Annotated in this window: 28 protein-coding genes; 25 read left to right on the forward strand and 3 right to left on the reverse strand. The window is 59.5% G+C overall.

Going from position 1 to position 24,978, the window contains the following annotated elements:
* Positions 1-14: 14 nt before the first annotated feature.
* From fliN to motA, 3 genes are read right to left on the reverse strand one after another with little or no spacing between them, the layout of a single operon-like run.
* Positions 15-401 (reverse strand): flagellar motor switch protein FliN, encoded by a 387-nt coding sequence (gene fliN / locus AC2CHD_RS06355; RefSeq protein ID WP_229448508.1) that lies wholly within the window; start codon positions 399-401, stop codon positions 15-17.
* A gap of 25 nt (positions 402-426) precedes the next feature.
* Entirely contained in the window at positions 427-1,365 is a 939-nt protein-coding gene (locus tag AC2CHD_RS06360; RefSeq protein WP_484552972.1) for a FliM/FliN family flagellar motor switch protein, read from the reverse strand.
* Between the two features lie 31 nt (positions 1,366-1,396).
* Positions 1,397-2,272, reverse strand: coding sequence for a flagellar motor stator protein MotA (gene motA, locus AC2CHD_RS06365; RefSeq protein ID WP_229448504.1), 876 nt, complete (start codon positions 2,270-2,272; stop codon positions 1,397-1,399).
* Positions 2,273-2,414: 142 nt separating this feature from the next.
* Here motA and AC2CHD_RS06370 point away from each other — a divergent pair, with 142 nt between their 5' ends.
* From AC2CHD_RS06370 to flgK, 25 genes are all read left to right on the forward strand, one after another.
* On the forward strand, positions 2,415-3,539 hold the full coding sequence (locus AC2CHD_RS06370; protein WP_484552973.1) for a DUF1217 domain-containing protein: 1,125 nt from the start codon (positions 2,415-2,417) through the stop codon (positions 3,537-3,539).
* 8 nt (positions 3,540-3,547) lie between these two features.
* Positions 3,548-4,264 (forward strand): flagellar basal-body rod protein FlgF, encoded by a 717-nt coding sequence (gene flgF, locus AC2CHD_RS06375; protein WP_229448501.1) that lies wholly within the window; start codon positions 3,548-3,550, stop codon positions 4,262-4,264.
* Complete coding sequence (fliI, locus tag AC2CHD_RS06380) at positions 4,261-5,658, forward strand: flagellar protein export ATPase FliI (protein WP_484552974.1); 1,398 nt, start codon at positions 4,261-4,263, stop codon at positions 5,656-5,658. The genes flgF and fliI overlap by 4 nt, the downstream gene beginning before the upstream one ends.
* The gene (locus AC2CHD_RS06385; RefSeq protein WP_484552975.1) at positions 5,655-6,296 is read left to right on the forward strand and encodes a hypothetical protein; all 642 of its coding nucleotides are present in this window, start codon (positions 5,655-5,657) and stop codon (positions 6,294-6,296) included. Before fliI ends, AC2CHD_RS06385 begins: the two co-directional genes overlap by 4 nt.
* A gap of 66 nt (positions 6,297-6,362) precedes the next feature.
* Positions 6,363-6,740 (forward strand): flagellar basal body rod protein FlgB, encoded by a 378-nt coding sequence (gene flgB, locus AC2CHD_RS06390; RefSeq protein WP_229448498.1) that lies wholly within the window; start codon positions 6,363-6,365, stop codon positions 6,738-6,740.
* A gap of 3 nt (positions 6,741-6,743) precedes the next feature.
* Complete coding sequence (gene flgC / locus AC2CHD_RS06395) at positions 6,744-7,163, forward strand: flagellar basal body rod protein FlgC (protein ID WP_229448497.1); 420 nt, start codon at positions 6,744-6,746, stop codon at positions 7,161-7,163.
* Positions 7,160-7,468, forward strand: a complete 309-nt coding sequence (fliE, locus tag AC2CHD_RS06400; RefSeq protein ID WP_229448496.1) for a flagellar hook-basal body complex protein FliE — start codon at positions 7,160-7,162, stop codon at positions 7,466-7,468. Before flgC ends, fliE begins: the two co-directional genes overlap by 4 nt.
* Positions 7,469-7,480: 12 nt before the next feature.
* The gene (flgG, locus tag AC2CHD_RS06405) at positions 7,481-8,269 is read left to right on the forward strand and encodes a flagellar basal-body rod protein FlgG (protein WP_229448495.1); all 789 of its coding nucleotides are present in this window, start codon (positions 7,481-7,483) and stop codon (positions 8,267-8,269) included.
* A gap of 6 nt (positions 8,270-8,275) precedes the next feature.
* The gene (gene flgA, locus AC2CHD_RS06410; RefSeq protein ID WP_484552976.1) at positions 8,276-8,743 is read left to right on the forward strand and encodes a flagellar basal body P-ring formation chaperone FlgA; all 468 of its coding nucleotides are present in this window, start codon (positions 8,276-8,278) and stop codon (positions 8,741-8,743) included.
* Complete coding sequence (locus AC2CHD_RS06415; RefSeq protein ID WP_370633334.1) at positions 8,740-9,843, forward strand: flagellar basal body P-ring protein FlgI; 1,104 nt, start codon at positions 8,740-8,742, stop codon at positions 9,841-9,843. Before flgA ends, AC2CHD_RS06415 begins: the two co-directional genes overlap by 4 nt.
* 9 nt (positions 9,844-9,852) lie before the next feature.
* Positions 9,853-10,365 (forward strand): MotE family protein, encoded by a 513-nt coding sequence (locus tag AC2CHD_RS06420; RefSeq protein ID WP_229448490.1) that lies wholly within the window; start codon positions 9,853-9,855, stop codon positions 10,363-10,365.
* Positions 10,362-11,066 carry a flagellar basal body L-ring protein FlgH gene (flgH, locus tag AC2CHD_RS06425; RefSeq protein WP_223021383.1) on the forward strand — a complete coding sequence of 235 codons (705 nt, stop codon included), beginning with the start codon at positions 10,362-10,364 and terminating at the stop codon, positions 11,064-11,066. Before AC2CHD_RS06420 ends, flgH begins: the two co-directional genes overlap by 4 nt.
* Before the next feature lie 24 nt (positions 11,067-11,090).
* Positions 11,091-11,594: a flagellar basal body-associated FliL family protein gene (locus AC2CHD_RS06430; protein WP_484552977.1), complete on the forward strand. Its 504-nt coding sequence runs from the start codon at positions 11,091-11,093 to the stop codon at positions 11,592-11,594.
* A complete protein-coding gene (gene fliP / locus AC2CHD_RS06435) occupies positions 11,591-12,328 on the forward strand; it encodes a flagellar type III secretion system pore protein FliP (RefSeq protein ID WP_229448487.1) in 738 nt (245 codons plus the stop codon). Before AC2CHD_RS06430 ends, fliP begins: the two co-directional genes overlap by 4 nt.
* A 217-nt stretch (positions 12,329-12,545) precedes the next feature.
* Positions 12,546-13,415 carry a flagellin N-terminal helical domain-containing protein gene (locus AC2CHD_RS06440; protein WP_229448486.1) on the forward strand — a complete coding sequence of 290 codons (870 nt, stop codon included), beginning with the start codon at positions 12,546-12,548 and terminating at the stop codon, positions 13,413-13,415.
* 202 nt (positions 13,416-13,617) lie between these two features.
* Positions 13,618-14,487, forward strand: a complete 870-nt coding sequence (locus AC2CHD_RS06445; protein ID WP_484552978.1) for a flagellin N-terminal helical domain-containing protein — start codon at positions 13,618-13,620, stop codon at positions 14,485-14,487.
* A gap of 117 nt (positions 14,488-14,604) precedes the next feature.
* On the forward strand, positions 14,605-16,245 hold the full coding sequence (gene fliF, locus AC2CHD_RS06450) for a flagellar basal-body MS-ring/collar protein FliF (RefSeq protein ID WP_484552979.1): 1,641 nt from the start codon (positions 14,605-14,607) through the stop codon (positions 16,243-16,245).
* A complete protein-coding gene (locus AC2CHD_RS06455) occupies positions 16,245-16,892 on the forward strand; it encodes a hypothetical protein (RefSeq protein ID WP_484552980.1) in 648 nt (215 codons plus the stop codon). The genes fliF and AC2CHD_RS06455 overlap by 1 nt, the downstream gene beginning before the upstream one ends.
* Complete coding sequence (locus tag AC2CHD_RS06460) at positions 16,889-18,229, forward strand: MotB family protein (RefSeq protein ID WP_484552981.1); 1,341 nt, start codon at positions 16,889-16,891, stop codon at positions 18,227-18,229. The genes AC2CHD_RS06455 and AC2CHD_RS06460 overlap by 4 nt, the downstream gene beginning before the upstream one ends.
* Entirely contained in the window at positions 18,226-19,509 is a 1,284-nt protein-coding gene (locus AC2CHD_RS06465) for a chemotaxis protein (protein ID WP_484552982.1), read from the forward strand. The genes AC2CHD_RS06460 and AC2CHD_RS06465 overlap by 4 nt, the downstream gene beginning before the upstream one ends.
* Complete coding sequence (fliK, locus tag AC2CHD_RS06470) at positions 19,506-20,783, forward strand: flagellar hook-length control protein FliK (RefSeq protein ID WP_484552983.1); 1,278 nt, start codon at positions 19,506-19,508, stop codon at positions 20,781-20,783. Before AC2CHD_RS06465 ends, fliK begins: the two co-directional genes overlap by 4 nt.
* Entirely contained in the window at positions 20,755-21,309 is a 555-nt protein-coding gene (locus AC2CHD_RS06475) for a transglycosylase SLT domain-containing protein (RefSeq protein WP_484552984.1), read from the forward strand. The genes fliK and AC2CHD_RS06475 overlap by 29 nt, the downstream gene beginning before the upstream one ends.
* A gap of 139 nt (positions 21,310-21,448) precedes the next feature.
* Positions 21,449-22,123, forward strand: a complete 675-nt coding sequence (locus AC2CHD_RS06480; protein ID WP_229448474.1) for a response regulator transcription factor — start codon at positions 21,449-21,451, stop codon at positions 22,121-22,123.
* 99 nt (positions 22,124-22,222) lie between these two features.
* Positions 22,223-23,479, forward strand: a complete 1,257-nt coding sequence (locus AC2CHD_RS06485; protein WP_484552985.1) for a flagellar hook protein FlgE — start codon at positions 22,223-22,225, stop codon at positions 23,477-23,479.
* 37 nt (positions 23,480-23,516) lie between these two features.
* Entirely contained in the window at positions 23,517-24,977 is a 1,461-nt protein-coding gene (gene flgK, locus AC2CHD_RS06490) for a flagellar hook-associated protein FlgK (RefSeq protein WP_484552986.1), read from the forward strand.
* The last annotated feature ends 1 nt before the right edge of the window (position 24,978 follow it).

A 24,978-nucleotide genomic window follows, 5' to 3' on the forward strand; every position in this document is an offset into this window, starting at 1 on the left:
TACCGTTCCACGCTTTATTCAACGGAGGCCTTGCCGGCGATTTCCGTGAGTTTAACCCCGAAGCGAGACGGGTCGTTGTCAACCAGTGTGATCTCACCCCGAGCGATACGCCGTCCGTTCACGACGATCTCCACCGGCTCGCCGACCCGGCGGTTGAGCGAAACTGTCGATCCCTTTTTAAGGGCCATGAGTTGGGACACGGGCATCTCGGCACTGCCGAGAACAATCTGGACCTCGACCGGAATGCTCATGACGAGGTCAGGGTTTCCCGAGAAGGAATCGACCCGTTCCTCGCCGCCGGAGCTCTCCTCGTGAAGCACGTCTTTCAGTTCCTCTATCGCCTTGTTGAGCTCTTCCTCGCCGTGTTCCTGCGGCTCCGGCTGGGCATTCGTCATGGTCATTCTCCTTCACCGCCTGTCTGGCACATCATTGTGCCAGAAGCCCCTCGACGACGTCCTTTCGGGCGTCAAAGGGCTGTTTGATCCGCACCGTGTAGTGATGTCCGGCTTTTCCAAAATCACAGGTGAAAACCGTCTTGTCGCGCACCGCGAGCCTTGCCTCGGCTTGAGCCCCGTCGCCAAACTCGATCACCTGACCTTCATGAAGCGACGCGAGTTGTCCAAGCGCCATCCGCATCAACGGGATGGTCGCCTTAAGGCGGACGTTCGAGCGCATAACCTCATCGCTGAAGCGATTGTGCCAGTCGGCAGCCTTGGCACTTTGCTGGCGATTGTCTTCTGCTTCAGGGTCGCGAACTTCCAGCAGAAGTCGCTGCGGCATCCAGGCAGTGAGAAAACCACCGTGCTCTTCCCCGCCAATGGCAAATCTGATGCGGACACCTGGCCCATCCCGCACAACGAAACGTCGAAAGTCAGCGCCGGCCAGCACGGTTGGCATCTGCAACCGCAATCCAAGCGAACGGGCCCCCTTTCCGTTGAGCGCCTTGGCAAAAATGTCGAAGGCGTGTGCTGCCACATCGCGTTCGATAGCAGAAGGCGGACGTTCGAGAGGAATTGCCGGCAGCTCTGGATTGCCGCCGAACATGGCTCCGACAAGAAGGGAGATCGCTGTGGGATCGAGCCGCATGGTAAGAGCGTCACCGGAGGCTTCGCCAGGAACCACCACCAATGCATCACAACAATCTGGCTGAGGCTTGAGCTCGGCAAGGCGAACGATCTCGACATCCACCAGATCCACCGTTATCGGCGTCGGCAGCTTTTCTTCCAGGCTTTCCATGACACGCGGCAGGGCACGGGTCGCGCATGAACGCGCCGCCTCAACAACCTTTCGCGGATCTCCGGTGGCGCCCACCAGCCGCTCCACGACGAGCGCACGCATCAGTTCAGGGTCATTCGTCAACGCCATGATCGGCTGAAACTCCATTGATCCTGCTGCTTCATGCCGCCTGCTTCTCGCCACCGCCGGCGTTCATCGTGCTCTGTTCGACCGCATCGATGGTCGGCCGGTCGTAGGCGGAAATGGTCTTGCGGCCGAACTCCAGCGCCACCTGAGGCAGCGAGCCGTTCATGTATGCGAGCAAGGTCTGCTTCACGATCACGTAAAGCCGGTTTTTCTTCTCGCGAACAATCTTGATCTTGGTCGCGATCGGACCAACCACCGCATAGGACATGAAGATTCCCAGAAACGTGCCGACCAGCGCTGCGCCAACAAGGCCACCCAGAATCTCCGGCGATTCGTTGATCGCCCCCATGGCCTTGATCACACCAAGAACGGCAGCCACGATGCCCAGCGCAGGAAGCCCCTCTGAAACCGCCACGAGCGCGTTGTAGGATTTAAGCTTATCGCGCCGGATGGTCTGGATTTCCTCATCCATCAGCGCCTCGATTTCGAAAGGGCGCGCATTGCCGATAATGATAATGCGGCAATAGTCGCAAATGAAGTTGGTGAGATCCTTGTTTTTCAGGATCGTTGGATAGGTCTGAAAGATCGCGGATTCTTCGGGATTGTCGATATGAGCCTCAACCTCGCTGCGCGACTTGGTCCGCAACTCCCGCATCAGGCTGTGAAGAACGCCCAGCGTTTCAAGATACTCGGTCTCTTTGGGCACCGCGCCCTTGAAAGCCTCCATGCAGGCCTTGCCCGCATCCTTCACCGTCGACATCGGGTTGGCGACCAGAAACGTGCCGAACGCTGCCCCACAGATGATCACGAATTCCCACGGCTGGAAGAGCACATCCACATGTCCGCCCATCGCCATATAGCCGCCGATCACGCAGCCGAGCGTTACCACCAGTCCGATCAGAATACCCATCTAAACCGCCATCTTTTCTTGGCCTTTTCTCCTGTGTACCCGCCGTGGCTTGCGTGAGGCTTGAATACCGGAAGCGTCCGCGAAAGCCTCGCGCAAGATAGACGGATTAGGGTTGCGCAACCGAAGATGGCGGAGGGCGGCCTTGATCAACACGTTCACAAGCTACAACCTCATCAACCGCGACCTGTCGCGTTCGCTGGAGCGTGTGCAGTCGCAGCCCATGGTGCAACGGGAGACCGAGTACTATCAGGAGAACATCGGTCGAGTGACCTCCATTGAAGAGTTCGTCAATGACGACCGCCTGTTCCGCTACGCAATGAAAGCGCATGGGCTGGACGACATGGCCTACGCCAAGGCCTTCATGGTGAAGGTGCTGGAAGAAGGCATCAGCGATCCTGAAAGCTTCGCAAACAAGCTCACCGACAAACGCTATGCCGAATTTGCCCGGACCTATAACTTTGCCGCCGGCGGCGTCGACACCACCAATTACAATCCCGCCCAAAAGGGAACGGTGGACAAATATCTCACCCGCGCACTCAAGAACGGCGCTTCTCCCAGTGATCCGGCCCTGATCGGCAGCATCAACAACTATCTGGCGAAGATCCCTGACATCAAATCTGTCGATGATCTGATGAACGATCAGGAAATGCTGTCTTTCGCCTTGCTTGCGCACGGCTTCGATCCAGATGAAGTGATCGACGTCAAATTCCTTCGTTCGGTCCTGGAAGGCGGCATTGACGATCCAGCCAGCCCGGCAAACCAGACCGAAGACAAGCGCTACAGGGCACTTGCGGAAGCGTTCAATTTCGCACGCTACGGCGAGGATGCAACGACCTACAACATCGCCAACAATCTGGCGGTCGAGCGCTATGTGCGCCAGACGCTCGAAGAGGATGCGGGACGTGAAAACGAGGGTGTGCGCCTCGCGCTCTACTTCCAGCGCAAGGCCCCTGAATTCCGTTCCTACTATGAGCTGCTGGCAGACAAGGCCATCGCCGAGGTGGTGCGCACGGCGCTCGGCTTCCCTGCAGCGCTTGCTCAGGCCGATATCGATAAGCAGGTCGAGATGATCAAGGAGCGCATCGACATCGAAGACTTCCGTGATCCCGAGAAGCTGGAGGATTTCCTGAAGCGCTTCACCACAATGTGGGAACTGGAGAACCCGACCAACTCCCAGCAGACTTCCATCGCAGCGCTTTTCAGCCAGCCCGCCGAATTCGGCATCTCCACCGATATGCTTTTTACCATCGCGCAGTTGAAGAGGTAACAGATCCAATGCAGACCGGACTCTACGTGGCCCTGTCCTCCCAGGTAGCGCTCGAAAAACGCCTTGGAACACTGGCCGACAACGTCGCGAATGCCGGCACTGTCGGCTTCCGCGCCACGTCGGTGAACTTCCGCGACATGGTCAATGGCGACGGTCCGGATTCGGTTTCGTTTGCCGCACCAGGTACACCCAACATCGCCACCCATGCCGGCGGACTGCGTGAAACGAAGAATCCATTCGATTTCGCGATACAGGGCGAAGCCTGGTTCGCGCTTGATACGCCGGCCGGTACCGTGGTCACAAGGGACGGTCGCTTCACCATGCGTGAGACCGGCGAACTGGTCAGCATAGACGGGCATCCGGTATTGGATGCGGGAGGCGCGCCATTGTTGCTTGACCCTCTCGCCGGCCCGCCTGAAGCAAGCGCGGATGGAACGCTTCGTCAAAACGGCCAGTTGGTCGGCGCTATCGGTCTTTATGCCTTCGCTCCATCACAGGATTACGCTCGTTTCGGCAATTCGGGCTTCGTCGCCAATGATGCCCAGCCGGTCATCGACCAGCCGGATGTGGGCGTCGCCCAGGGTTTTGTGGAAGAAGCAAATGTTAATCCGGTTCTCGAAATGATGAACCTCATTGAGGTACAGCGCACCTTTGAACATGTTTCGGCCCTGATGAGCGACAGCGACACCGCCCTCAAGGATGCCATTAAGCTTCTGGGCGCATGAGTGAAGTTGTGACAGAGCCTGCAATCTCGGCTGACCCTCCGCGCGAGACCGCACTGACCGCTCTCGAAGAAGCCTATCGGCGGATAGCGGGCGATCAGCGTTTCCTCGTCCGGCACGGCGGCCGCGTCAGCGAGGTTTCTCCGACCCATTACAGCGTGCGCGGCCTTTCTGAAACGGCAAGGCTCGGTGATGTCGTTTCGCGGCAGGCCCGCCGGGGTGGTATTGCCGGTGCCGGGGAGATTGTCCGCATCGCGCAAGACAGCGTGCTCGTCGCTCCCTACGAGGAAGCAGGGGCCGTGGGTCTGGGCGAAGCCGTTTTCAATCGTGGCCAACTTAGCCTTGCGCCTTCACCGGCATGGCGTGGGCGTGTCATTGATGCCCTGGGCCGCCCAGCGGATGGGAAACCCACCCCCGGTGGCGCGGGCTCCGCCGCCGGCGGGGCCCCTGTCACGCCACCCGCCATGCAACGGCAACGGGTTTCCGAGGCTTTCCGCACAGGTGTTCGTGTCATCGACATCTTTACCCCTCTTTGCCACGGACAAAGGCTCGGGGTGTTTGCCGGTTCTGGCGTTGGCAAATCAACGCTCCTGTCCATGCTCGCCAACGCCGATGCGTTTGACACGGTGGTCATCGCTTTGGTGGGAGAGCGTGGCCGCGAGGTCCGTGAATTCCTGGAAGACACGATTGGTCAGCAGGGAATGACCAAATCGGTGGCTGTGGTCGCCACCAGCGACGAAAGCGCCATGATGCGCCGCCGAGCACCCGATACGGCCATGAGCGTCGCTGAATATTTTCGCGATCGCGGCGACAAGGTTCTGCTCATTGTCGACTCCATCACACGTTTCGCCCATGCACTGCGCGAAGTGGCAATCGGCGCCGGCGAGCCACCCGTGGCGCGCGGCTATCCTGCTTCGGTGTTCACAGAACTGCCGCGCCTGCTCGAACGCGCCGGACCCGGCGAAACCGGCCGCGGCTCCATCACGGCGATCCTCTCCGTCCTTGTGGATGGAGATGATCACAACGACCCGGTTGCCGATGCAGTACGCGGCATTCTCGACGGCCACGTGGTGCTCGACCGCGCAATAGCCGAGCAGGGCCGCTTCCCACCGGTCAATCCCCTCGCTTCCATTTCGCGGCTTGCCGAACGTGCATGGAAACCGGACGAAAAACGTTTGGTGACACGCTTGCGCGCGATGATCGCCCGCTTCGAAGACACCCGCGACATTCGCCTTCTGGGCGCCTATCAGCCCGGCAACGATGCCGATCTCGATCAGGCCGTGCGCCAGATACCGCTCATCTACGATGCCCTCACACAATCGCCAAACGATCCGCGGTCGACTGATCCTTTCACGGATCTGGCGATGAAACTGAAAGCCGGAGAACCGGTACAATGACGCTTAAACTGGCCAGTCTCGAACTCCCGGACGGGCGGCGAACCGAACCCAACCCAACCGCCACGCCTGTTGTCGAGACGCCCCCGCCTTCAAGAAAATCCGTCTTTCTTCCCCGCAGAATTCCAAAGACGGCTTCTCTCCACAAGCCAAGCAGCAGCCGCAGCGACTGGATGATCATGGTGGGCGGTATCGGGCTGGCCGCTGTCTGTGCCATGTTTCCCTGGTACATCTTCTTCAATCAGGAGCAGTTTGGCGTTCGACCCATGACATTTGCGGGGCGCCCCTCCCCACAAGGACCTTCCCGTGAAGCTCTTCCCTCTTTGGTCGGCGCCCGTATCCCCTCGCAGATCATTCCTTTGCCGCAGGTTGATTACACGTCCACCGGAACCGTCGACCGCACCCCCACCGAAGCACTGGAAAATCAGCCCTTTCCTGGCGATGAACCAGGCTTTCGGCTTGTGCATGTGGCGGGCGGACGCGCCATGATCGAGGATGAGGACGGATACTGGCTCGTGCAGAGAGGCTCACGTCTGCCCGATGGCAGCCGTGTCTCTCAGATCGTCTGGAAAAACGGGCACTGGGAAATGATCACGTCACGTGAACTGGTGGTCAAGGTTTCTGCAGAAGACGGGACGTAAGGCCCGCACAAGACTGGCTGCATAAAGTGCCGTCAGGATGTTTGCATAGACCGAGAGACTTGCCTGATGCAGCCCGTCAACCTGTTTGATCTTGCCACCCAGCAGGCGAAGTGGCTTTCCGTTCGCCAGACGACAGTGGCGAGCAATGTCGCCAACATCAACACACCCGGATACAAGGCCCTGGAGGTTGAGCCCTTCGAAAATGTCTTGAACGGTTCGCGCGTGGCATTGACCAGCACCAATCCAAACCATCTCAAATTCGGTGCGACAAACGCCTCCTTTTCAGTAAACAGCACCGAAGATCCGTCTGTTCTGCCTTCTGAAAACACCGTGAAAATGGAAGACGAACTGGCCAATGCAGGCGAGGTTCGCCGCTCCTTCGAGCTCAACACGGCAATCGTCAAAGCCTTCCACCGCATGCTGATGAACACGTCGAGAGGATAAGCTGTGGACCCCCTTTCCGCTTCATTGAAAGTCGCCGCATCCGGCCTGCAAGCGCAGTCGGAGCGGATGCAGGTGGTTTCTGAAAACCTGGCCAACGCCAAGTCTACCAGCGACATTCCGGGCGGAGACCCCTACCGCCGCAAGACCATCAGCTTCGTTGCCGAGCTTGATCGCAATATTGGCGGCAGTGTTGTCGAGGTCGGGTCGATCGCCCGTGATCCCACCGATTTCACCCTCGAGTTCAATCCCGGTCACGAGGCCGCGGACGAGCGCGGTTATGTGAAGATGCCGAATGTCAACGTCTTGATCGAGATGGCCGACATGCGTGAGGCCAATCGCGGCTACGAAGCGAACCTGCAGGTCATCAAGCAAGCGCGCGAACTCATTTCCATGACCATTGATCTGATGCGGAGCCAGTCATGATTCCTCCCGTGGGCAGCATCGCCCCTTCGACATTGACGCAGGCCACCGGTCTGCAGCCGGCTCGTCAGGCCCCCACCTCCGAAACCGGAGAAGCTTTTAGCGCAATGCTGGGGCAAGCGGCGGCCAATACGGTAGCGAAATTGAACCATGCCGAAGGCGTTTCCATCAAGGCGCTGCAAGGTGAAGCAGAAACCCGGGAAGTGGTGGACGCGGTCATGAGCGCCGAACAGGCGCTACAGGCTGCGATTGCCGTACGTGACAAGCTTGTCACCGCCTATCTCGACATCAGCCGCATGGCCATCTGAGGAGCCTGATTGATGAAAGCCCTGTCGATTGCCGCCACCGGCATGAGCGCCCAGCAACTAAATCTTGAAGTGATCGCCAACAACATCGCCAATATCAACACGACCGGCTTCAAACGTGCCCGGGCCGAGTTTTCCGATCTGCTTTATCAGACGGAGCGCATGCAGGGCGTTCCCAGTCGCGCCAATCAGGCGATCGTGCCGGAAGGCGCGAATGTCGGCCTCGGCGTGAAAGCCGCAGCCGTGCGCAACCTGCATATCCAGGGCCCGATGAACAACACCGGCAACAAGCTTGATGTAGCGCTCGTCGGCAAGGGCTGGTTCGAGATTGAAGGCACTGACGGTGAGCCGCTTTATACGCGCGCCGGCTCGTTCAACACCAATGCGACCGGTCAGCTCGTAACCACCCAAGGCTACAATGTGAACCCGGCGATCATCATTCCCGAGGACGCGGTAGAGGTTGTGATCAACAAGACCGGACAGGTTTTTGCGCGGATCGACGGGCAGGCAGAGCTTCAAGATCTTGGCCAGCTAACCCTTGCCAATTTCGCCAATGAAGCGGGCCTCGACCCGATCGGTGACAACCTTTTCCGCGAAACTCCCGCTTCGGGTGCTGCGATCCAGGGCGTACCAGGAGATCCCGGCTTCGCCGTCATCGAACAGGGCTATCTCGAAGGTTCAAATGTCGATCCGGTGAAAGAAATCACCGAGCTGATATCCGCTCAACGCGCCTACGAGATGAACTCCAAGGTCATCCGCGCGGCCGACGAGATGGCCGCAACCGTCACCCAGTCGATCCGGTAGGTTCGCATGAACACGCACTCCATCGTCTCCGCACTTGTCCTGGCGCTGGCCAGCTTCCTGGTAACCGGTGTTCCGGTAGCAGCGCAGGAGCAGGCGGTGGTGTCCACGCGTGTCATCTATCCCGGCGAAACCATTTCTGTCGACGCGCTCGACGAAGTGTTTCTGCGACGCCCCCCGCGCGGCAACACCGCGATTGCTCGAATGCTGGAAGACGTCGACGGAAAAGTCGCCCGGCGTACGCTCCTCCCGGGACGCCTTATACCCATCAGCTATGTGCGTGACGCCTATTTGGTGGAAACCGGCACCCCGGTCACGGTGACATTCAGCGAAGGCCCCCTCGTCATTTCGCTCCGCGCCGTACCGCTTCAAGCCGGAGCAGCCGGCGACATGATCCGTTTGCGCAACATTGAGAGCGGTCGCACCTTCATGGGGGTCGTCCTCGCAGATGGTAGCGTTCAGGTCGGTGCCATATGATGAATCGCCTCCTCCTCACCATTCTCTTCGCGGTCACGCTCAGCCTCCCGGCCGAGGCCGCGTCGCGCATCAAGGATATCGCGATGCTGCAGGCTGCACGCGACAACCAGCTTGTCGGCTACGGACTGGTGATCGGCCTTCAGGGAAGCGGCGACAGCCTGCGCAACTCGCCCTTCACCGAACAGTCCATGCGCGCGATGCTCGAAAATCTCGGTATCGCGTCGGAAGGCGGTCGCGCCCGCGCAAAGAACGTCGCCGCCGTCATTGTCACCGCAAACCTTCCGCCCTTCGTGCAGTCGGGCGCTCGGATCGACGTCAGCGTCTCCTCGCTTGGCGACGCGACGTCGCTTGCTGGCGGCACGCTGGTGATGACGCCCCTTCGCGCCGCCGATGGCGAAATTTACGCGGTGGCTCAGGGGTCCGTCATCGTTTCCGGTTTCAGCGCCCAGGGGCAGGCAGAGACACTCACGCAGGGCGTACCCACCTCGGGACGCGTGCCCAACGGGGCCATCATCGAACGCAAGGTCGAGGCCTCCATGTCCGATAGCGCCAGCCTTGTCCTGCAATTGCGCAATGCGGATTTCTCCACGGCCGTGCGTGTTGCAGACGCGATCAACACATACACCGGCTCCCGTTTTGGCGCACGGCTTGCCAACGAAGAAGATGCCCGCACCATTCGGATCCGCAGGCCCAAGGGTATTTCCTACGCCCGCTTCTACGCCGAGATCGAAAACCTGATGGTGGAGTCCGACGGTCCGGCCCGGGTCGTCGTCGACGAGCGCACCGGCACCGTGGTCATCGGCAATGACGTGCGCATCTCCCGCGTTGCCATAAGCCACGGCACGCTCACCGTCCGCATCACCGAGACCCCGCGTGTGGTTCAGCCCGAGCCGTTCTCTCGCGGCGAGACTGCCATCGAACCTTTTACCGAAATCGAAGCCGACCAGCCCGATGCCAATGTGGCTCTGCTGGACGGTCCCAATCTGCAAACCCTCGTTTCCGGCCTCAACCGGCTGGGCGTGAAGCCGGATGGCATCATCGCCATCCTTCAGGGCATCAAGTCCGCCGGTGCGCTTCAGGCCGAACTCGTGCTGCAATAGGTGCACCGCATGTCCCGCAGTCTTCGATTGAGAAAAATCACCACTGGCGCATTCGCGGCGCTCGTGATCGCTACCCAGATCGCGCCACTCCATGCACTGGCGAACGAGAACCCGGCAACGATGAAGCCCGACGAGGTTGAGCGCTTCTGCGCAAACATCGCCGATGCAGCACGCGACCGCCGCTACGCTCTCCAGGCGATGGAACTGGAGAAACTCAAGGGTGAAGTGGACGAGCGCATCGCCGCTCTCGAGCAAAAGCGCGCCGATTACGAAGGCTGGCTCCAGCGCCGAAACATCTTTCTCGCGCAGGCCGAAGCCGGCATCGTGGAAATCTATGCCTCGATGCGACCCGACGCTGCCGCCGAACGCCTTGCGGAAGTCCGTGTCGAACTCGCCGCCGCCATCCTGATGAAGCTCGAACCGCGCACGGCCGGCATCATCCTCAATGAAATGAACAGCAAGTCCGCAGCGACACTGACGACCATCATCGCCAGCGCCGCGCGTCCGGAGGACCCGACATGACGTTCCGGCCCGTATTTCTCCTCCCGCTGGCCTTCGTCGCCGGCTGCTCCCAATCGCTCAAGGAGATTGGCAAAGAGCCGGCCATGACGCAGGTGGGAGCGTCCATCGATCCGGAAGTGATGGCCGCCTACAACTATCCAAAGCGCCCTGCCCCGGCGCTTACTCGCTACTCCCTCTGGGACGACAAGCAGAGCCGGCTCTTCACAGATCCGCGCGCGCTCAATGTCGGCGATATTCTGACAGTCGAGATATCGATCAACGACAAGGCTCGTTTCAAGAACGAATCCGAGCGTTCGCGCGATGTGGATCGCAGCTTGGGTCTTTCTGGCTCCTACTCCATCGGCGGCGCGGGCTCATCAGCCGCGCTCGACGGCAAGATTGGTTCCGGCACATCGACGGCAGGCGGCGGCCAGACGGAGCGCTCGGAAAACATTCGCCTCCTCGTGGCCGCGGTGGTCACACAGGTGATGTCGAATGGTAATCTGCGCATCCGAGGAACCCAGGAGGTCAGGGTCAACGCAGAACTGCGCATCCTCACCATCGAGGGCATCGTTCGGCCAAGCGATATAGATCCGCAGAACATGATTTCCTACGAACGCATCGCCGAAGCGCGCATCTCCTACGGGGGGCGCGGTCGGATCAGCGAGGTACAGCAGCCGCCCTATGGCCAGCAATTCCTCGACCAGGTGCTACCATTCTAACCCAACGCCGGAGCCTCAAGACGCATGGCGCTGCTTGAACAGCAACCCACCGAAAAAAAGGGCCCGTCCCTTGTCGTCCAGTTGGGCATGCTTTTGGTCATGTCGGCCCTTGCTGCCGGAGCTGCTTGGTTCGCCGGCAGCTATCTGCAGAGCAGATCGGGCAGCGCCGAGGAACCCGCTGCTACGGCAGCAGAAAGCGTTGCCTCCAATCACGCTCCCGACGAGGATGGCGCCGCCACCCCCCCGCCCGGCATCTTCATGTTGGAGCCCATCACCACCAATCTCGCCGAACCCAGCGAAGTCTGGGTTCGTGCTGAACTTTCTCTTGTGTTCGAGGGGGAGCCCGACCCAGTGATGGCAGCGGCGATCCACCAGGACCTTTTTGCATACCTGCGCACAGTGAAACTGCGTCAGGTGGAAACCGCGAGCGGCCTTCAGCATCTGCGCTCTGATCTTGCAGAACGCGCCAGCATTCGCAGCGAGGGTGCGGTCAAGCAAATCCTCTTCAGGGCTCTGTTGTTCGAATGAGACGCCTTGCTCTTCTGATCGCCGCATCTCTCGTTCCGACCGTTGCGGCGGCGCAATCCATCGATCTTGGGGCATTGACGGGCGCAGACGGTTCCACGATCGGAACGATCATCCAGCTCTTCGGTCTTCTGACGATCCTGTCCGTTGCGCCGGGAATTCTGATCATGGTCACAAGCTTCACCCGCTTCGTGATCGCCTTCTCCATCCTGCGCGCCGGCATGGGGCTGCCCACCACTCCTGCCAACCTCATCCTGATCAGCCTATCCTTGTTCATGACCTTCTATGTCATGGCTCCAACCTTCGACAGAGCCTGGGCGGAAGGCATGCGTCCGCTCATGAACAACGAGATCAGCGAAGAAGTTGCGGTCCAGCGCATTGCCGAACCCTTTCGGGGCTTCATGGTCAACAATGTCCGCGAGAAGGATTTTGCACTCTTCGCCGACCTGGCCGCAGAACGCGGCAATGTAGACATCGACGTAACGGTGGAGACTGCAGACCTGCGAGTTCTGGTTCCGGCCTTCATGATCTCCGAGATCAGACGCGGCTTCGAAATCGGATTCCTGATCGTGTTGCCCTTCCTCGTTATCGACCTGATCGTTGCCACCATCACCATGTCCATGGGCATGATGATGCTGCCACCGACCGTCGTTTCCCTGCCGTTCAAAATTTTGTTCTTTGTCCTGATCGATGGCTGGAACCTGCTCGTCGGCAGCCTCGTCCGCTCTTTCGTTTAGAGGGGCTTCGCGGCCCCACAATTCGTTTCTTCAGAAAAAACGCCAGCCGACAAAATTAAGCCGGCCCATTATCCTTTTGGTAGGACTTTGCCGCGATAAATGCCTTCAAGCATGGCGGACAGATCTTACAACAGGATCAAGGGCATGATGCCGCTCCGTCATACCGGTAAGCCCGGTATGTCCCTCGTTTGTTTTGTATTTCAGGGGCGTTTATCCCATGGCAAGTCTTATGACCAACGCGTCGGCAATGACGGCGCTGCAGACCCTCAACACCATCTCCAAGAACATGGCTACCACCCAGTCCCGCATTTCGACAGGCCTGCGCGTGGGCGAAGCTTCCGACAACGCAGCTTACTGGTCCATCGCGACTTCGATGAAGTCCGACAACAAGGCCCTTTCCAGCGTTCAGGATGCTCTTGGTCTCGGCGCCGGCAAGATCGACACGGCCTACACGGGTATCAATGAAGTCATCGACACCGTCGACAAGATCAAGCAGAAGCTTGTCACGGCACGCGGTGCTTCTCAGGAAGACCAGCAGAAGATCCAGGGCGAAATCAACGCGCTCCAGGCTCACATCACGTCGGTCGTCGGCAACTCCAACTATGCCGGTTCCAACATCATCCAGGACAACACCGATGTGAACATCGTTGCGTCCTACAACCGCAGCGGCGCGACCGTCACCATTGACGAGATCACGCTGACGGGTGCCAACGTTCTAGTGCTCGACGCGGCTGGTACCGGTGGTTCCGCAGCCAACGTCGTTGCAGCGGCTCTGTTCGATGCTTCCGGCGGCCAGGTTGGTGACGCTGCAATCGACACTGCTTTGGGCACCGTCGAGACGGCTCTCGCCTCCCTCGCCGACCAGGCAGCAGAACTTGGTGCGGCCAAGTCGCGCGTCGATCTTCAGAAAGACTTCGTTGGCAAGCTTTCCGACGCTATCGAACGCGGTGTTGGCCAGCTCGTCGACGCTGACATGAACGAAGAATCGGCTCGTCTGTCGGCTCTGCAGGTTCAGCAGCAGCTGGGCATCCAGGCGCTTTCGATCGCCAACTCCAACTCGCAGAACATCCTGTCGCTGTTCCGCTAATAGATCGATCCCGGCGCAAAAGCGCCGGAATCAATCCACAATGGACGGGCCGCTCATTCGAGCGGCCCGTCTTTTTTTGATATTTGGAGCAACAGTTAACCTCCATTAATAGCCTGTTAACCATGTGCATCTACCTATCGTTAACCATACCCGGCGCGAACACGCGGTGCCACCGGGAGTGATTGAACAAAGAGGTGATCACGTGGCCAGCATCATGACCAACACTTCTGCGATGGTTGCATTGCAGAGCCTTAAGGTGACCAACAAGGCCATGGACGTGGTCCAGGGCCGCATCTCCACGGGCTACCGCGTTGCTGAAGCGAGCGATAATGCCGCCTATTGGTCTATCGCAACGACAATGCGTTCCGACAACAAGGCTTTATCCGCGGTTCAGGACGCACTCGGACTGGGCGCCGGCAAGATCGACACATCCTACACGGCCATGAACAACGTTCTGGAAGCGGTGGATGCGATCAAGTCCAAATTGGTGACAGCCCGCGGCGCGAGTGCTGAGAACCAAGGCAAAATCCAGGCCGAGATCGACATCCTGCTTGACCACATCAAGAGTGCTGCCACCGGTGCGAGCTATGCCGGAACCAACATTCTCGCGACCGATGACACCGGAAACGTCGAAGTCGTTTCGTCCTATAATCGCTCTTCAGCCGGAACGGTGACGGTCGACACGATCAAAATCGACATTGCCAGCGTGAAACTCTTTGCGGCGGGCGGACTTCCCGGTGGTCTGGCCGACGACATCATGCTCATCGACATCGTCACCAATGGAACTGACGCGGATATTGATGGCTACCTGACGGACGTTGAGACAGCACTGTCCAACATGTCCAACGCTGCTGCCGACCTCGGCGCGGCAAAGACACGCCTCGATCTGCAGAAGGACTTCGTCTCCAATCTGATGGATTCCATCGAGCGCGGGGTCGGGCAGCTTGTCGATGCGGACATGAACGAGGAATCCACGCGGCTTCAGGCCCTTCAGGTCCAGCAACAGCTTGGCATTCAGGCGCTCGCCATCGCCAATCAGAACGCGCAGAGCATTCTTTCCCTCTTCAAGTAGGCCGCAAACCGCAGCCAAACCGCTCACACAATGGGGCCGCATCGCGGCCCCATTTCATTTTCGCACAAGCTTCAACGTCTAGTCTCACGGACAGAACTCGTATGGGAGCATTGGGCGTTGCCTGAGCAGATTCAGACCGTCGTTGAAAACCTGAAAAGTCTCGGCCCTCGCCGGCTTGCCCTTCTTGGGGGCATGCTGGCACTTTTCATGGCCGTCATCGTAGCGGGCGCGGCCTATCTCAACAGGCCCGCTTATGAGACGCTTTATGTCGGCCTCGACAGGTCCGACGTGAACCAGATCGGACTGGTTCTGGGTGAGGCAGGGATTGGGTTTGACGTCGTTTCGGATGGGACGGCCGTTCTGGTACCTGCCGGAAAAACCGCGCAGGCGCGCATGTTGCTGGCCGAGAAGGGCCTGCCAAGCAGCACCAATGCGGGCTACGAACTCTTCGACAATGTCGGCTCCCTGGGTCTCACGACCTTCATGCAGCAGGTGACCCGCGTCCGCGCTCTTGAAGGCGAAATCGCCCGCACCATTCAGTCACTCGCAGGCATTAAGGCAGCGCGGGTTCACATCGTCATGCAGGAACGCGGCACATTCCGCACGGAAGAACGCCAGCCCTCGGCCTCTGTCGTCATTCGGGCCTCCAGTCTGGATGCAACCAACGCAGCCTCGTCGATCCGCTATCTCGTCGCAGCCGCCGTCCCCGGCCTGGATGCGGAGAAAGTGACCATTCTGGATTCGACCGGCACGCTGCTTGCCGCCGGCGATGATCCCTCCAACAGCACCGCGCAACGTTCCATAGGCGTCGAACGCACGGTCGAAAACCAGATCGAGCAGAACATTCGCCGCGCGCTGGCTCCCTATCTGGGCCCCGACAATTTCCGCGCCAGCGTCAAAGCAGACGTAAACACTGACGCACGTCAGATCGAGGAGGTCATTTACGATCCGAACTCTCGCGTCGAACGGTCGGTTCAGGTCGTCCGCTCCAGCGACAGCGCCAATCGCGAAACAGCCATTCAACCAACCTCAGTGGCGCAGAATCTTCCCGAGGACGAGACGGCCGCAACGGCGGGTCCGAAATCCTCCGAAGAAAGCGAGCGTCGTGAAGAAACCACCAATTATGAGCTGAACACCAAGCGCATTGCCACCACCAGCAACGGCTACAGCGTCGACAAGATGTCGATTGCCGTGGTGGTCAATCAGGCAAGGATCCTGGAGATCCTCGGTCCCAACGCCACACCCGATCAAATCAATGCCCGGATTGCAGAAATTCAGAATGTCGTTGCCTCTGCTACCGGCTTCAACGAAGCTCGCGGCGACGTGATCAATGTCTCATCGGTCGAGTTCATCGACGGCCTCGACGGTACACCAATGCCTGAGCCGGGCATTCTTGATGCGGTCGGACAGCACACCGGTACCCTGATCAACGCAGCCGCCTTCATCCTCGTCGCGTTTCTCGTCACCTGGTTCGGCCTTAAACCGATCGGGACCAACCTGATGCGTCCGGCCATCGCACAGGGTCCGGTTTCGGATGACATGCAGCGGGCTCTGCCCAATCCGGAAGATGAACAGGCACGTCTGACCGACGGCGCGTACTCCGACCCTGAGTTCGAGGAAGACGACACCTACGGCACGCACCGGCTCAAGATCCGTCCTGCTCCGCAGGAACGTCTGGCCCGCATGGTCGACCTCAACGAGGAGCGCACAGCCCACATTCTGCGCAAATGGGCGCGCGCTGAGGCGGAGGCCGGTTGATGCCTCCCGCTCTTTCGCTCTTCGACGTTTTGCCGGACTTCGGCACCCCAGCCCCGCCCGCCTCCCCACGCAGGGCGCAGAGCGCACATTTCGATCCACTGATCGAGCGCCCGGAGCCTCCTGCCAAGGAAGCAGTTCCTCCACTGCAGACCCAGCTCGACGAGATGATCGCGGCAGCAGAAGCCGCGCTGGCAGAAAAGCTCACTCAAGAACATGCAGTGGCTCTCGAACAGGAACGTGAACGGCACGCTCACGAGCTCGAGGCACTGCGCAATCAACTGGGCGAAGCGGTGGGTCTGGCAATCGAAACGCGCTTTGCCGCTCTGGAAGACGACCTGGTCGCGCTGACCTCGCAGGCCACATCGCGGATCCTCGGCGGCGTTCTGACGGAGGATCTGCAGAAGCGATCGATCGCGGAACTTGAACGCGTGATACGCAGTGCGGTTGGTGACCGTGAAACCCTGCGCATCCGGGCCAGCGGTTCGCCCGCATTGTGGGACAGTCTGAAGGCAGGGCTTGGCGAGAAAGCGCGTCACGTCGATTTTGCGGAAGCCCCCGGATTCGACCTCAGTATCTCAGTCGATGAAGAACTCTTTGAGACCCGACTTACGGAGTGGTCGGAAACACTTGCAGGATTGATCTCATGAGCGTTGCGGAAGACGAGGATCGCGCCTCGGAGATCATTATCGTTCGTCGTGGCGGCGGCGACGAAGACGAGGGCCATCACGGCGGTGCATGGAAGATCGCTTTTGCGGATTTCATGACCGCCATGATGTGCTTCTTCCTGGTCATGTGGCTCATCAACGCGACCGACGAAGATACGAAAACCGCGCTTGCGAGTTATTTCAACCCGGTGCAGCTCATCGATCGCAACACGAGCAGCAAGGGCCTTGAGGACGTCGAAGGCGATCCGGTCGATAGCGCGCCCAACGATGTCGAAGATGACGCACCGGGCGCTCCATCGCAGAACCAGGAGCAGACATCAGGACCGATGAGTTTCGAGAACTCCGTCGGCCAGTCGGACATCCAGAAACTGTCTGACGAGAACCTGTTCTCGGACCCCTATGCCGTGCTCGCCGAAATCGCATCCAACACCGACACGATGCAGAACATTTCCCAGAAAGGGGACGGAGGTGCGCAGATTGCGGGCCCTTCCTCGGGCGCGTCCGGAGGAGAATCCTACCGCGATCCATTCGCACCCGATTTCTGGTCGCAGCAGGTCGCGCGACCGCAGATTGGTGTTCAGGGCGACCCCGACAATGCGCGGGAAAATTCTGCCGGAACCGATGCCGATCTCCCAAGCAACGGCGCAAATCCGCCACCAGCTATCGCTCAGGACGCTTCCGAACCCGAGGCTGGGGCCCAAATCGCTCTCGAGCCGGTTCGCGAGGTTCAGCCCCTGAAACCCCTGGAGCGGGAAGACGTTGGCGCACAGGAAACCGCTCCTCCCGAAACATCACAGAGTAGCGAGAGCGACGCCGCAAAAGCGCCCGCCGAGCCTCCTGCTCAATATGCGCTGGAAAGAGGTGAGCAGCTGGCCGAGAAGATTCGATCCCAGCTTGCTGCACAATTTGCGGGAACACCGCTCGAGAGCTCCATATCCGTCGTAGCAACCGACGAGGGTGTGCTTGTTTCGATCACCGATGATCTTGAAAACGGCATGTTCCCGGTAGGGTCGGCGGTGCCGCAGCGGGAGCTCGTTCTCGCCATGGACAAGATCGGCCAGACCCTGAGCGAACAATCAGGCAAGGTGAGCGTTCGTGGCCACACGGACGGGCGTCCATTCCGTAGCGAGACTTACGACAATTGGCGTCTATCCAGCGCCCGCGCTCAGGCCGCCTATTACATGCTTGTGCGCGGCGGGCTGGATGAGATGCGCATTGAGCAGGTGGCAGGTTTTGCTGATCGCAAGCTCAAAGTACCCGAAGATCCGTACGCCAGTGCCAACCGCCGCATCGAAATCCTTCTGGAAGTGCCACGATGAGGGCAGTTGCGAGATTCGCCGCTATTCTGATAACCGGTCTCGCCGTCGAAACCGGCGCGCAGGCAGCTTCCATGCAGCCCTATCAGATGGTTCGCTCGCTTCAGCGCGTTCAAGACCGCATCGCAGACGGCGATCATGCGGCCCTGCCCATGCAGCAAAAGCTGCTCGGCATCATTGACAACCGCATACGCAAAGCCGACCCGGCAGATTTCTCGGATCCGCGGAACCTGCAGGCTTTGCTGATATACGGGTTAAGCGGCGGCAATCCCAAGACTCTCGAATTGCTCTTCTCCAAGCTCTCTTTGGGCCCACAGGAGTCCCGGCTCGGCGAAGCAATAGTGCGCTATGCGCTTGGAGACTTCACTGCGGCGCGCGCTGTGCTTCAGGAAATCGACCCCAAGTCTCTTCCACCGGAAGTGGGGCCGCCAGTCGCTCTCGTCAGCGCGACCGTGACGGCGCGGGACAACCCTCTTTTTGCGGTTCGGATGCTTGATGAGGCCCGGCTTCTCAGCCCGGGAACCCTTATAGAGGAGGCAGCCCTGCGGCGTAGCATCCCGCTTGCTGCCGCGCTGAAAGACACAGAGCGGCTCACCCGGGCATCGGAACAATATGTTCGGCGTTTTCTACGTTCGCCCTACGCAACACAGTTCGTCGACACATTCGTGGCTGCAGTGGTGGAGTTAAACGATACCGTCGACCCTTCCATGATTGACGAAGTGACTGCACAGATGTCCGATGAACAGGCGAGGATCGTGTATCTGCGGCTTGCCCGCAAGAGCGCCATTGAGGGTTATGAGCGGCTGCTCGCCTTCGCTTCGCAAAAGGCCATGGCCTATGGTCAAGACGCAGACGGACGCAACGATCCAAGAGCCGTTCTCTACGCGAACATGGCTTCTGTGACTTCGGACAATGTGAACGATGTCCTGACCGCCCTGAACAGCATCGATCGTCATCGTCTATCAAAAGCCGATCAGGAATTGCTCGATGCGGCTGTCGCGATAGCCAGGGCGGTTCTTGACGAGCCACGGCATACTTCTGCACTCGTGCCGGATTCCCAACCGGAACTCGTGGATGCGCGCCTGCCTGACGAAGAAATTTCCGTTGAAGACGACAACAACGCTGAGATTGCTGAGAGCGCCGCATCTCTCATGACGCAGGAGGCTGCCGACGCCGTTTTTCCCGGTGATCCCGAGAATGACGAGGCCGATAGCTATTTGAAGGAAATGCGCAGCAAACTCGACGACATAGATGCGCTGCTTGGAAAGGAAACCGCACAATGAATCCCGCCATAAGCCGGAGTTTGCCGACCACCCTGCAGACGCTGGATGCGGGGCTCCAGAAACGTGCGGGCAGAGAGCCTCTTTCGTCAGACTTCGAGGAAGCTCTGACGGAAACACGGACCACGAAGGGCAATCAGGAGAGGAAGATCAGCGAGGAAGCCACAGGTTGGCAGCCGATACGTTGGACGCTTGCCGAAGGGTTGGGGCCACGGCAAGAGCCTTCCAGCGAAGAAGAACAGCAAAACGAAGACGGCGAACTGCAGCACCTTCCCGAGACACTTTCTCCTCAAACGAATGCACCCGTCCCCGGTAGATTGAGCGGTGAAACAGGCGACGCCAAGGGTGACGGGGAAGCGGCTGCAACAGCGGACGAGCTTCTGGAAGGCGGTAAAGGTCCTGCAGTGCAATCCAGCGAGGTACGAACGGCCGCCACTCCGGTTTCCGAAGACGCCCCTGCTGCGCCACAAATGGCTTCAGCCCAACCTCTTCCTCAGGCGAACGATCGGACCCGGGAACGCGTAGTACCAGCCAAACGTGTAGACAGAGCCGAGCAACCTCTTCCTGGACTGCCAAAGGCATCTGACAAAGCCGCATTGTCTGTCAGTGAGAAGTCTTCCACGCCGATAGCGGCTGAGCAGACCACCCAACAATCTGCAAAGTCCGAGGCGACGCTGCGAGGCCTGGGCGGCAATGAGGGGCCCGTGCGCGAGAATGCCCAGCAGCAACAACAGGAAATCCGCGTTGTGTCCATCCAGCGTGCACCCGCCCCCGCCCCCACGGTCGGCGGCGACCAGAGCTCTTTGGCCCCGCGCGCCGGAACAAGCGAGGCCGCACATTTGCAGACCAGTCAGCAGGGCGAAGCCGGAAAGATGGTGCAGACCCTGAAGATCCAGCTTCAGCCAGCCGAACTCGGAACCGTAACGGCCAAGTTGCGTCTCGTGGGTGAGCAACTGATGGTTGATCTGCAGGTTGAAAGCACCGAGGCGCGCCACCGCCTGAGCACCGACAGCGACTCCATCGTCAAGGCCCTGCGCTCACTCGGCTACGACATTGACCGGGTCACCATTCAACAATCCACGCCCGGCGGGCAAACCAACACCGCGACCGGTGGCAACACGCGAGACGGAGCGTTCCAGTCCATGAGCGATGGACGCGGCGAGGGTGATCCCTCGCGAGGAACCGGCGGTGATCGCTCTACCCGTGAGGAGGCCAGCAATGGCGGCCGGCAGGCACAGGATACCGCCGATGCGTCTCATAGCGGCGTTTATATTTAGCCTTTCGGCAATGGCGAGCAGTGCCCAGGCCGCCGGGAATGCATGTGAGGGTGAAATCCTTCGCGCAGCGGAAAAGTACCGTGTCCCCCCCGGGATCCTTTATGCCGTCGGCCTCACGGAAACGGGCGTGAAGGGAAGCCTGCAACCCTACGCGCTGAACATCGAGGGGAAGGCAGTCTTCGCGCGTAGCGCGGGGGATGCAATTCGCAGCTTTGAGCGCGCTCGTAGCGAAGGTAAGAAACTTATCGATCTGGGCTGCATGCAGATCAATTACCACTACCATGGCGAGCAGTTCCAGAATCTGCGATCCATGTTGGACCCGCGCCAGAACGTCGATTATGCCGCCCGGTTTTTGATCCAGCTCAAGCAACGCCATGGCTCGTGGTCGATGGCTGTCGCGCGCTATCACGCAGGCCCTGATAACGATCCAGCGCAGAAAAGATACGTTTGCCGTGTGATTGCCAATATGGTTGCCACGGGCTTTGGAGCCTGGACACCGGAGGCACGCCGTTTCTGCAATCCCTGATTGAAATTATTTTTTCGAGCACGGTCCAGAAGGCCAGGCTTCCAGACTCCCCAATATTGACTCCTGAGATTTCATAGTTGTGCGCGATTCGCCCGACCAGTTACCACTTGATACATAAGTTGATTCGGAGGGCGGGCCGGTGATTGTCGTGATAGACGAGCGTGAGTTGGTGACTGAAGGTTATCACTCACTTTTCAATCGTGAAGGGGTTGCGAGCGCAGGATTCGCACCAGACGAATTCGGCGAATGGGTCGAGACTGTTCCGGATGATGAACTCAAGGCCGTGAGCGCTTTCTTGCTCGGCCAATGCGATGGGGGCAGCATTCGGGCTCAGCGCATTCGTGAGCGCTCCACCGCACCGTTGATTGCTCTGAGTGAACGCAATTCGCTCGACGACACGCTTCGCATGTTCGAATGGGGTGTCGACGATGTCGTTCGCAAGCCGGTCCACATCCGCGAGATCCTCGCGCGTATCACAGCCATCCGTCGCCGCGCCCAGCAGGAAACGGCCACCTTCACGGAAATCGGCACCATGCGAATCTATTTCGACGGGCGCGATCCGGAAATCGAGGGGCAACCGCTTCCCCTGCCGCGCCGTGAACGCCGGATCCTGGAATATCTGGCGAGCAACCCCACACGCCGGGTGACCAAGACGCAGATCTTCAATGCCATCTACGGCATCTTTGATGAGGACGTCGAAGAGAACGTGGTGGAAAGTCACATCAGCAAATTGCGCAAGAAGTTGCGCGAGAAGCTTGGGTTCGACCCGATCGACTCCAAACGCTACCTTGGCTACCGGCTGGCGGACATCTGATCCGCCAATTTTTTTCTTCAGAAAGTGCCACCACCAGTTTCACGCAAGTCACGCCTCCTACCTTGACCGTGATCGGCGTAGACTATGAGGAGACTTCCGATGGGCCTTTACGGCATGATGCGTACCGGTGTTTCCGGCATGGCGGCACAATCCAACCGGTTGTCCACCGTCGCCGACAACATCGCCAACTCCAGCACAAATGGGTACAAGCGCGCGAAAGCGGAATTTTCCTCGCTTGTTCTGCCGTCCTCTGGCGGCTCCTACAACTCCGGCGGTGTGACCACGTCGATCCGCTATGAAATTTCCAAGTCCGGACCGCTGCAATACACCACTTCTGGAACGGACCTTGCCATTGAGGGCAATGGCTTCTTTGTCGTCCAGGGCACCAATGGTCAGCCCTTTCTCACCCGCGCCGGCTCCTTCGTGCCCAACTCAAACGGTGAGCTCGTCAACGCGGCCGGCTATAAACTCATGGGCTACAGCTACGCCAACGGCATCCCAGCGGTCACCGCAAACGGTTACGCCGGGCTTGAAGCTGTCACAATCGCGCAATCGGAGCTGGTGGCCACCCCATCGCGCAACGGAACGCTCACGGCCAACCTTCCGTCAAGCTCTGACGTTGTGGCGGCAGCGGATCTGCCCTCTGCCAATGCTGCGACCGCTCAGTACACCCACAAGACTTCGCTGGTCGCCTACGACAACCTGGGCGGCAAGCAACTGCTCGACGTCTATATGACCAAGACAGGTGCGGACACGTGGGAAGTCGCTGTGTACGACCGCGCTGATGCGGCACCCAACACGTCGTTTCCCTACGCAAATCCGGCATTGGCGACGACAACGCTCACCTTCGATCCCACCAACGGCAAACTCGATGGCGCGAGCCCCACGGATATCTCTCTGACTGTGCCGGGCGGCGACACGCTGACCATCGATCTTTCCGACATGACCCAGCTCGATACCGGGTTCTCGGTCACCGGCGAGGTGGATGGAAGCGCACCCTATGCAATCGACAGCGTCGAGATCTCCGAGGACGGGACGATCTTCGCGCAATACGCTGATGGCTCCCGGCGGGCTTTGTACCGTATTCCTCTTGCCAATGTGCAGAGCCCCGATCAGTTGAAGGTCATTACCGGCAACGTCTTCTCCGAAAGTGCGGATTCGGGCGGCGTGCAGTTGGGCTTTTCGGGAACCGGCGGCCTTGGCAAGGTAACTCCGGGGGCTGTGGAGCGTTCCAACGTCGACATCGCCACAGAGCTGACCGACATGATCGAGGCTCAGCGCAACTATACCGCCAATTCGAAATCGTTTCAGACAGGTTCCGAACTGATGGAACTTCTGGTCAATCTGAAACGCTAAGCCTGGGTTTCCGGAACGGGGGAGTGGAAGAACGTAAATGTCCCTGACATCTGCACTGAACATTGCGCAGACGGCGCTTTTCAACACCTCGCGCCAGACCACCGTTGTCTCTCGCAACGTTTCGGAAGCCAGCAATCCGGACTACGCGCATCGCAGCGCGCTCCTATCCAGCATGGGCCCCGGGGCGCGCGTCGTCCAGATTCGGCGCGCGGCCGACGAAGTTCTCTTCAGACAAAACCTCTTCGCGATATCGGCCTGGCAAGGTCAGAAGGCGATGTCTGGCGGGCTCGACACCATGCGCCTCACCGTCAATGGCGTTGACGATGCGAATGCGCCGGCCACCGCGATCAGCAAGTTGCAGGAGGCTTTGCAGCTTTACGCGGCCACGCCGTCCAACACGACTCTTGCAGAAAGCGCTGTTCAGGCTGCCAAGCAGGTGGTGCGGTCACTCAATGACGGCGCCATCTCGGTACAGAATTTCCGGGCAGATGCGGATCGGGATATCGCGACAGCGGTTGAAGATCTCAATTACCTTCTCGGCGAGTTCGAAACCGTCAATACGGAGATCGTCAATGGCACGCGAAGCGGCCGCGACGTTTCGGACGCGCTGGATAGGCGAGGAGCACTACTCAAGAAGATTTCCGAATATGTCGCAATCTCGACGACGACGCGTTCCGGAAACGATATGGTCATCGTCACCGCCGACGGTGCCACCTTGTTTGAGACTATTCCCCGGCCTGTCACATTCACTCCGAACACAAGCTACGGGCCAGGCACGACCGGAAACTCGGTCTATGTTGACGGCGTCCCGTTGGTGCCCGGCGTGGGTGGAAACACAAGTGCAAAAGGCTCGATAGCGGCTGCGCTGCAGTTGCGCGACGAGACTGCGCTGCAGATGCAGCGTCAACTCGACGAGGTCGCACGCGGCCTGATCACGGCCTTTGCCGAGACGGATCCAAGCGCCACCCAGCCTGACATGGCAGGCCTGTTTACCTGGGCCGGCGGCCCCGGCATTCCACCCGCAGGCACGCTCATTGACGGATTGGCCGGAGCAATCCGTATCAATACAGCGTTCGACAAGAGCGCTGGAGGAAACCCCTCGCTCCTGCGTGACGGCGGTGCCAATGGCGCGGCCTATCTGCACAACACAAGCGGCGCGGCATCCTACTCGGACCTGCTCCTCGCCTACTCGCAACGCCTCGACGAACCGATGGCATTTGATCCTCTGGCCGGTCTCGACACAAACAGGAGCGTGACCGCGTTCTCGTTCGATTCCGTCGGCTGGCTGGAAGCCAGTCGCAAGGAGGCGGCCAGCGGTGCTGAAGGCAAGGAAGCTCTGGCCGTACGAACCGCAACTGCACTCTCGAACGCAACAGGCGTGAACGTCGATAATGAAATGGCGTTGTTGCTCGATCTCGAAAATGCCTACGAAGCCTCAGCGCGGCTCATCTCAATCATCGACGAAATGCTCTCTACGCTGATGCAGGCGACCCGGTAGA

The organism is Nitratireductor sp. ATLC21 (genome assembly GCF_057196525.1).